This is a genomic window from Moraxella sp. CTOTU48268 (genome assembly GCF_032069585.1).
In the GTDB taxonomy this organism is placed as follows: Bacteria; Pseudomonadota; Gammaproteobacteria; order Pseudomonadales; family Moraxellaceae; genus Faucicola; species Faucicola cinerea.
In genome coordinates this window covers 63,880-73,321 of record NZ_DAMALV010000005.1, presented here as the reverse complement: position 1 = coordinate 73,321, position 9,442 = coordinate 63,880, and the positions used below count along the sequence as shown (strand labels likewise).

The 9,442-nt window shown below is 45.7% G+C and carries 5 protein-coding genes; 1 reads left to right on the top strand and 4 read right to left on the bottom strand.

Annotation, left to right across the window (positions count from 1 at the left end):
• Position 1 precedes the first annotated feature (1 nt).
• The 3 genes from RT143_RS02915 to RT143_RS02905 all read right to left on the bottom strand — a co-directional run bounded on the left by RT143_RS02915 (position 2) and on the right by RT143_RS02905 (position 3,667).
• Positions 2 to 1,180, bottom strand: coding sequence for a thiolase family protein (locus tag RT143_RS02915; protein WP_313091026.1), 1,179 nt, complete (start codon positions 1,178 to 1,180; stop codon positions 2 to 4).
• Between the two features lie 214 nt (positions 1,181 to 1,394).
• Complete coding sequence (locus RT143_RS02910; protein ID WP_313091024.1) at positions 1,395 to 2,732, bottom strand: homoserine dehydrogenase; 1,338 nt, start codon at positions 2,730 to 2,732, stop codon at positions 1,395 to 1,397.
• 173 nt (positions 2,733 to 2,905) lie between these two features.
• The gene (locus RT143_RS02905; protein ID WP_313091093.1) at positions 2,906 to 3,667 is read right to left on the bottom strand and encodes a DsbC family protein; all 762 of its coding nucleotides are present in this window, start codon (positions 3,665 to 3,667) and stop codon (positions 2,906 to 2,908) included.
• Between the two features lie 501 nt (positions 3,668 to 4,168).
• Here RT143_RS02905 and RT143_RS02900 point away from each other — a divergent pair.
• A complete protein-coding gene (locus tag RT143_RS02900) occupies positions 4,169 to 5,086 on the top strand; it encodes a DUF808 domain-containing protein (protein WP_313091022.1) in 918 nt (305 codons plus the stop codon).
• A gap of 107 nt (positions 5,087 to 5,193) precedes the next feature.
• Here RT143_RS02900 and RT143_RS02895 read toward each other — a convergent pair whose 3' ends face one another.
• The gene (locus RT143_RS02895) at positions 5,194 to 9,006 is read right to left on the bottom strand and encodes an Rne/Rng family ribonuclease (RefSeq protein WP_313091019.1); all 3,813 of its coding nucleotides are present in this window, start codon (positions 9,004 to 9,006) and stop codon (positions 5,194 to 5,196) included.
• Positions 9,007 to 9,442 lie beyond the last annotated feature (436 nt).

Genomic DNA, 9,442 nt, shown 5'->3' with positions numbered 1-9,442 from the left:
ATTAGATTAACTCAATGGCTAAGGCAACCGCTTCACCGCCACCGATACATAGGCTAGCAATGCCTTTTTTACCGCCTGTGCGTTTGAGTGAGTTGATGAGTGTGACTACGATACGCGCACCTGATGCCCCCACGGGATGACCCAATGCACAAGCACCGCCTTCGATATTAACCTTAGCATGATCGAGGTCATTTTCTTGCATAGCAAGCATGGTTACCATAGCGAATGCTTCATTGATTTCCCAAAGATCAACGTCTTCTTTGCTCCAGTCAGCTTTTGCTAAAACTTTTTTCACACACTCAATGGGCGCGATGGTAAATTCGCTTGGGTGTTGTGAGTGGGTGGCTTGGGCAACGATACGTGCGACTGGTTTTAAGCCTTTTTCCTTGGCTTTGTCTTCTGACATCAATACAACGGCGGCTGCACCATCAGAGATTGAGCTTGAGTTAGCGGCAGTGACTGTACCATCTTTCGAGAACGCGGGTTTTAAGGTTGGGATTTTGTCTACATTGGCTTTGCCGGGTTGTTCGTCCGTGTCAATGACTACATCGCCTTTACGAGTTTTGACAGTAACCGGAACGATTTCGTTTTTGAAGTGACCTTCATTGATGGCGGTGTTGGCGCGTTTTAGCGATTCGATAGCAAATGCATCCATCGCCTCACGTGTGATACCCCGTTTATCTGCCATTTCTTGCGCAAATGCACCCATTAACTTGCCGGTATCAGCATCTTTAAGACCATCTAAGAACATGGTGTCTTTGATTTCGCCATCACCCATGCGGTAGCCACCACGTGCCTTTGGTAGTACATAAGGGGCGTTGGTCATTGATTCCATACCACCTGCTACCACGATATCAAACTCACCACTACGAATTGAGTTGGCACCGAGCATAATGGCTTTCATACCAGAACCACAAAGTTTGTTGACATTGATTGCGCCTGTGGCATCTGGGATACCTGCTTTACGCATCGCTTGACGCGCTGGGCTTTGACCTGCACCCGCGGTTAAAATACAACCCATGATAACTTCGTCAATCTCTTCTGGTTTTACGCCGGCACGGTTGACGGCTTCTTTAATGACGGTTGCACCAAGCTCTGGCATTGATACTTCGTTCAAATCACCTTGGAATCCACCCATTGGGGTGCGAACGCCATCCACGATTACGACTGAATTTTCCATATTAAATTTCCTTTGAGTTAGGGTTTCTGTTGTCACAAGCAAACTACGACCTAAATCACTAGGGTCTATAAACAGGGTTGTAAACGGCAACCATGCCAATCACAATAGATGTTTTAAGTTTTGCTAATGCGATACATTTCATATTATCATAGTTAAAATGTAAATTAAACTACTGAAAATACTGTAAAATATCTCAGTCAAGTCTACCTAAATTTTACTGCATTAACTCATCCAACCGAATGCGCACCACCTTATCGGTCACGGTATCTAACGCTTCAATTTTTGCAATCGCTTCATTCATATTGCGCTCAACGACGGGGTCAACCATAATAATGACTGGCAAATCAGTGCTAGTATCATCATGTGCTGGCTGTTGCAAAATTGCATCAATACTAATTTTAGACTCACTTAAAATGCGGGTGACTTCTGCTAGTACACCTAAATCATCTTTGACCTGTAGGCGCAGATAGTAGCCTGTGATCATTTCATCGCTTGATAAGATGCGTGTGTTATTTAGTGTCTCAGGCTGGAATGCCAGATGCGGCACCAAATTTGCGGTTGAATCATTGGTCTCTGCAAGGGCGCGTACCATGTCCACCACATCTGCCATCACAGCGGATGCAGTTGCCCCCGCCCCGGCACCCGAACCGTAATACAAGGTTTGTCCGACAGGCTCTGCGTCAACCATGATGGCATTTTTTACCCCATTCACATTGGCAAGTAACACCTGTTTTGGAATCAAAGTCGGATGTACACGTAATTCAATACCTTCTTCGCCATTGTCTAGAATACGACGTTTAGCAAACCCTAAATGCTTGATACGGTAGCCAAGCTCGTTGGCATAACGCACATCTTGCTTGGTGATTTTGGTAATGCCTTCACAGTAAACTTTGTCAAATTGCAATGGAATACCAAATGCAATTGACGCAAGCAGCGTCAATTTATGCGCAGCATCAATCCCTTCGACGTCAAATGTCGGATCGGCTTCGGCATAACCCAGCGCTTGGGCTTCAGCGAGGACATCTGCAAAGTCCCGCTTTTTATCGCGCATTTCAGTCATGATAAAGTTGCCTGTACCATTGATGATGCCCGCAAGCCAATCGATTTTGTTGGCAGCTAAACCTTCACGTAAGATTTTGATAATCGGAATACCGCCGGCAACCGCGGCTTCATACGCTACTTTGACGCCCTTGGCATCCGCCTTGGCAAAAATCTCATTGCCATGTTCTGCTAGTAAGGCTTTGTTGGCAGTCACAATATGTTTGCCATGCTCGATTGCCGCTAAAATCACCTCTTTAGCCGTGGTGGTACCGCCCATCAATTCCACCACAATATCCACATCCGCTTGCTGAACGATATCAAGCAAATCGGCAGATTGTTTGATGTCTGTTGGAATATCGGTACGGTTGCGACGCGTGCCTACGTGGGTAATTTTAATCTCACGTCCTGTGCGACGCGTCATTTCGTCAAGATTGTTTTGTAGCAGTTCAACCACCCCAGTACCCACAGTACCAAGCCCTAAAATCGCTAATTGAATAGGTCGATTATTCATAAAAAAAATTCTCAAATGTCAAAAATATAAAAATAAAAGTTTAAAAATTGGCTAGCTAAATATACCATGCTAACTTGTGATTGGTAAGGTATAAAATCCAATTGCCCAAAAAAATTAAAATAAAAAAACCAGCTAATGATGACTAGCTGGTTTTTATCCCATCAGGGGTGAACTTATTTGAGGTTGAGTGCCTGTGCCAATTCAGCAGGTGGCAGATAACCGCCAAGTTGATGACCTTCTGTGTCAAACACGGCTGGGGTGCCATTGATACCCAAATTTGCACCTAACTCATAAATTTTACGTACGGGGTTACTGCAAGTCGGTGCATTGATAGGCATGCCCAATTTGGCATCGGTTAAGGCTTTTTTGCGGTCGCTACTACACCAGATTTTTTCCATGATAGGCATGGTTTGTTCACTACGTGGCCAAGGTAGATAGCGCACTTCGATACCCAGTGCATTTACCTCATTGATTTCACTGTGAAATTTACGGCAATAACCACAATCTGCATCGGTAAATACATAGATTGCCGCTTTCGTCTGCCCCTTGGCGGGGAAGATAATCATGTCTTTTTTATCGATGGTGGCAAGGCTAGCTTTCGCATCTTGCGCTTGCAAGTTCGCTGAGATATGCTCAGGTTTAGCACCACCGACTTTGATGATATCCCCTTGTACCACATATTGACCTGTCGCATCGGTAAAAAACGCCGGTAAACCTTCGGCTTTGACCCAATAGATGTTTGGCATACTGGTCGCTGTCACCGAGGTGATTTTGGCGGTGATACCTGATTTGGCTAAATTTGCCGATAGCAGTTGCTGTAGCTGTGATTCATTTTTTGCCGCGGGGGCTGAGCTGTTAGTCGCTTCAAGTTTCTGAGTTTCAGACTTGGCGGGTGTGCGCGATTGGGCATTATCACAGCCTGCCAAACCAACCATGCCAGCCACGGCGATGACACTGGTAATTAAACGGGCAGTTAATTAGGTTTTAGCAGGATAAGTTGCAAAACGAATGAGCATGAGAAAACCCACAGAACGTTAATATAGGTTTTTATTTTACCATATTGTTATGATGTATGAGCGCTACCCCTGTCAACTTATTGTTAACAATCTACCAGGTCTACTAGGTCGGGGCTCACATTTTTGCCCGTCTCAATCTTTCCGTTTGTCTCAATCTTTCCGCTTGTTTCAATCTTTTAGTGCGCTAAAAGTAATCAGCTCGAAGCCAAGTTCTATTAATGGATTGAAAGGTTGTATAACTGAGAGTTTGTTTAACTAGGTTTTTTAAAAAAATTCAACGTTTAGGCAAATAACTATTGATAAGTTGCGATACAATTTAAACATTGTGTTTGAATGACAAATTTGTAAACTAACAAATCGTCAGCCAGTTTAATAACTATTATTATTTTTTCATCTTTTACTATTTTTTAGGAATTTATTATGGCAATTGCTAGTTTGTTAACCTTACTCGACGATATTAGTGTCATCCTAGATGATGTATCGGTGATGACAAAAGTCGCTGCCAAAAAAACGGCGGGCGTGTTGGGCGATGATTTGGCACTCAACGCCAATCAAGTATCAGGGGTAAAAGCCGATCGCGAGTTGCCTGTGGTGTGGAGTGTCGCCAAAGGCTCTTTAGTCAATAAAGCGATTTTGGTGCCGCTGGCTTTAATTATTAGTGCGATTTCGCAAGCCTTGGTGACCGGGTTATTGATGATTGGTGGTTTATATCTGTGTTATGAAGGGGCAGAGAAAGTGGTGCACAAATTTTGGCCACATTCTGGGAGTAATGACCCTGAGCAAGCCGAGCGGGTAGCAGCCAATGCCGATGAAAGTGTGGATTTGGTGGCGCATGAAAAAGAAAAAATTAAAGGGGCAGTGAGGACAGATTTCATTTTGTCCGCTGAAATCATTGTGATTTCCCTCGGCACCATTGCGGCAACGGTGCCTTTACTGGATAAGGCGGTAACACTGGTATTAATTTCACTCATCATGACAGTGGGTGTGTATGGCTTTGTGGCTATGATTGTCAAGATAGATGATTTAGGGCTGCACTTGCAGCAAAAGTCGTCATCAGCGGCACAAAGTATAGGTAAGGCATTATTAGCCTTTGCGCCTATTTTGATGAAGGTGCTATCAATCGCCGGTACTTTGGCGATGTTCTTGGTGGGTGGTGGTATTTTGGCACATGGCGTTGGTGCGTTACATCATGGGATTGAGCATTTAGGTGACTTGTCAGGGGTATTTTCAGGCTTAACCACCAACCTATTAAATGCACTGGTTGGTTTGGTAGCAGGTTTATTGGTAGTTGCAATCATGACAGTCATCTCAAAAATTCGCAACAAGCCTGCCCATTAGGAAAGCCCGCCCATTCATAGTATCTAAAATTTGTGGCTAAAATAAAAAAAGCAGTTCATGTTGAACTGCTTTTTTTATTGCTATACAGGCACGCAAACACGATTGAATTACTGATTGTGCTGCGGCGCTACCGCCTCATCGTGAGAGGGCGCTACGTCAGTTTGGGCAGTGGTCGTCGATTTTTTAGTGACAACCACGGCATTTTCCACCTTTTTACTAGTACGCGTTTTGGGTTTGGCTGCTGGTTTTTCGCTCGCCTTAGCTTTACGCGTACGGGTTTTCGGTGCTTTTGGGGTTGCTAAGGTCAGCATACCAACGGTTGCCGGTTTCATTTGCTCTGCCACACTTTCAATCATGTTCTTATAACTTACCGGTGTGGTTTTACGTTTTTGCGCCGCTGCTTCTGTGCTATCTTCTACGTCCGTTGCTTCAGCACCTTCGGTGCCAGTGTTAAGGTCTAATGCGGGTTCATCAGCTGTTTGCACTAAGTCAACGTCTTGATTCTGATTCACTATAGCATCATCCGCTATTGTTGTTGCAGAGAATGGCTCGGCTGGTTGGTTAGCGACTGGCGCATTGTGCGCTTGCAAGTAAGCTTCGACCAATTTACCTTGCTCAATCAACGCATGACCTTGCTCGCCCAAGCGCGCCACAATCCATGCGCCTACGCTACCTGCTTGATATGACAGGTGATTTTGGTTAGGTGACGCTGATTGCGTTGAGGCTGCTTCTACTTGACCTGTAACGCTGTCAGTTACATTGGAGTTAGGCTCAGTAACTGACGGGTTTGAGTCAGTCGGTGCTTGAGTGACAGCAGTATTAACCAAGGAGCCGCGTGGATCATTGATGGCGCGTTTAGTTACCGCTGGCAGCGCAGCGTCAGTTTTGCCTGCTTGGCGTTGGAACTGACTGGCGGGCAAAATGGCCGTATGATAATCATCCAAGTTTTGCGCAGATAGACTGGCATAACCATAATTTCTAAAGTACTGCCCAAAACGCTGTTGTTCAGCCACTACGACATTATCTTTTGCTGGGGTAGTGGTGGTAGCAGCTTGATGATTAAAGGCATCGATGGCTTGGATAAAGCAGCTAACCACGCTGTCGGTTGCCATTTTTTCAGCGGCATTATCTAAGTACTGGTTAATAAACTGACTCACCGTACCTGAAATTTTTGTCACCGAAGTGCTCACGACAGAGGCAACTGGGCTAAATTGCGCTTGGTAAGCCTTATAGACTTCGCGTGGGTCATTTTTGGCACGACCTTGGCTCGGTGTCACTGCCAGCTGTACAGTGGCAGGTTCAGCGGATAGCGCAGATGGCGTGGATGCTTTAGCAAGCTCTGCTACCTCATCATTTGACACTGTAACGCTGCTAGGGTTAACTGGCGTCTGAATTGCCTGTTCTAGTGTTGTGGGTTCGGTTGTCGTAGCCGATGCTATTGGCTGAACCTCAGGTTTTGCAATTTCCCCTTTGCTGGCATCTAGCGAGAGGTGCGTTATTTCAACCGCAGCTATAGGTTGCTGTGGTTCAGTTTTAAATACTTGAACTTGCACGCTGTTGGGGTCACGTTGTTTTGCGCCTTTCGGTTTTTCTGCTTTGGACTGGTTGTTTTTTCTACCATCGACAGCGGCAACAGCGGTATCAGTCGCTGTCACATCATTGATTACAACAGCGTTACTATCATCGTTCGCTAGTGTGACACGACGTTCTTTGACCCCGCGGCTGTCACGGCGACTATTCGGCTCGCGTTTTGGCAGCTCACTAGTTTTGGCAGTTTTTGACGCATCGTTTGACTTGTCTTTATTACTATCAGTGTCCTGTGATGAAACTTCTGCCTCACTCGTTTCAGATTGATAACGGTTTGGTTTTTTAGCCTTTGGTTTGCGGTTACCACGTTTACGGCGCTCGGCATCTTTATCGCTTGGTTCAGCCGTGGCTGAAGGTTGTTGAGACGATTCTTGATAAGGATTGGCGCTAGTTTCAATGGTGTTTGTTGTCACCGCAGGGATGCTTGCGGTCAATGCGGCGTGATTGATTTGACCTTGCACCCCCAAGCTTTGTGCGCCGGTATTGACGAGACTCTCAATCGCCGAAGCGGCATCTTGACCACTAAAATGTGGGGTGACTTGGGCTTGCTGGGTAGGAGCAAACAAGTTCGATAGCCAAGCGACTGCAGAAGTTGCAGGGGCAGTGGCAGCCGACTGCACGGGCTGTGGCGCGATGGCTTTGTCGGCCGCCGAGGTGTTGGCAGTTTGCTGAGATTTATTTGATGGCGTTGCAGGGTTAGGCGTGGTGTTGGCGGCGTTGCTAGCACTGCTCCAGGCATTATGATTACCTGTCGGTGCTACACGGCTGACTTCATTGTCATCGGTATGCCAGTTGCTAGTATCATAGCCACGGTCTTTATATTCTTGTTGTTGGCTTTCGGCGACACGCTCATAGCTCGATGGCGCGAACCCATCACTGTTATAAGTGATATTAAACTCGGGGGATTCAAGATGGGCATGCGGCAAGATGGTAATGCGGGTGCCACTTTCTTGCTCAAGACAGACGAGCGTTTCACGTTTTTCGTTGAGTAAAAATGCCGCGATGTCAGTTGGCACTTCGGCTTGTATTTCGCCATGACGCTCTTGTAGCGCCCGTTGTTCGATTTGACGCATGATTGATAAGGCAAGTGAACGCAAGTCACGAATCATACCGGTACCGTGACAACGCGGGCAGAGGTAACCTGTCGCTTCTTCAAGTGACGGACGCAAGCGTTGACGACTCATTTCAAGTAGTCCAAAACGTGAAATTTCAGCGAATTGGATACGGGCGCGGTCGTTTTTGGTGGCTTCTTTGAGACGATTTTCCACTTGTTTTTGGTGGTCATCGGTTGCCATGTCAATAAAGTCAATAACAATCAAACCACCCATATCACGCAGGCGTAATTGACGGGCGATTTCATCTGCTGCTTCTAAATTGGTATTAAACGCCGTTTCTGAGACATCCGCGCCTTTGGTGGCTTTTGATGAGTTGATATCGATTGATACCAGAGCTTCAGTTTGGTCAATTACAATCGAACCGCCGCTTGGCAAACGTACTTCACGTTGGTAGGCGGTTTCGATTTGTTTTTCAATTCCAAAACGGGCAAACATCGGCTCATAGTCAGTGTATTTGCGCAGTTTATTCGCTTGCTGCGGCATCACTGCTTCAATAAAATTCGCCGCTTCATTATAGGCGTATTCATTGTCGACCCAAATTTCCGTGATATCATCACGCAGGTAGTCGCGTACGGCACGGGTAACTACGCCCGCTTCTTGGTGCAACAGGCGAGGTGAGGGGAATTTTTGGCTTTGTTGTTGGATGCCTTTCCAGATGTTTAATAAATGGTCAAGGTCTTGTTGTAATTCATCCGTGGTTTTACCAATCCCTGCGGTACGGATGATAACGCTCATGCCTTTGGGTAGTCTTAGCTCGCTTAACGCTTGCTTCATCTCATCGCGCAACTTGCCAGAGATTTGGCGAGAGATACCGCCGCCACGCGCATTGTTGGGCATCAATACCAAATAACGACCCGCCAATGAAATCAGAGTAGACAAAGCCGCGCCTTTATTACCGCGTTCTTCTTTTTCCACCTGAACGATGAGTTCATCGCCTTCTTTAATCAGTTGTTTGATGTTATTGGTAGAGCGAGGGTCACCTGCTAGGTACTCTGGGGCGATTTCACGAATCGGTAAAAAACCTTGACGTTGTGAACCGTATTCCACAAATACGGCTTCAAGCGATGGCTCGACACGGGTCACATGACCTTTATAAATATTGGCTTTTTTTTGTTCGCGGGTACGGTTTTCTAAATCGAAATCATACAAATGATTGCCATTGCACAGGGCAACACGGATTTCTTCGGCGTGGGTAGCATTGATGAGGATGCGTTTCATGTGTTTTCTCCTAAACACACAAAACATACGAGGGTAGATAAATGTTGCTATCAAACATTATTATCAAATATTAGATGAAACAACGTCAAACAGTCTTGACTAGATTCGCTGATACCAAGCTTAGGCGGCTTGATAACAAGGTTTGTTGTTCACCAAAAATTGCATGATTAAGTCGGATTCTTGCCATATCGAGGTTGTAAGCCTGTTAGGTAAATACAGCCATCATGCTGGATTGGGGGTTGTTGCCCAAAACAATGTGCGTTTTAGAACAAATGAATGAACCCTTTTTCCCTATTGGTCAAAAAGTGTTAGCGTTAGTTTTCGCTTTAAATGGCAAGCCTGATAAGTTAGGTTTTACAAAGGCGTGGGCAATTTAAAATGGTAAATCGTCCAAAACCGTAAACGTTTATCTCAAAATCGCAACTACTGAGTTTAT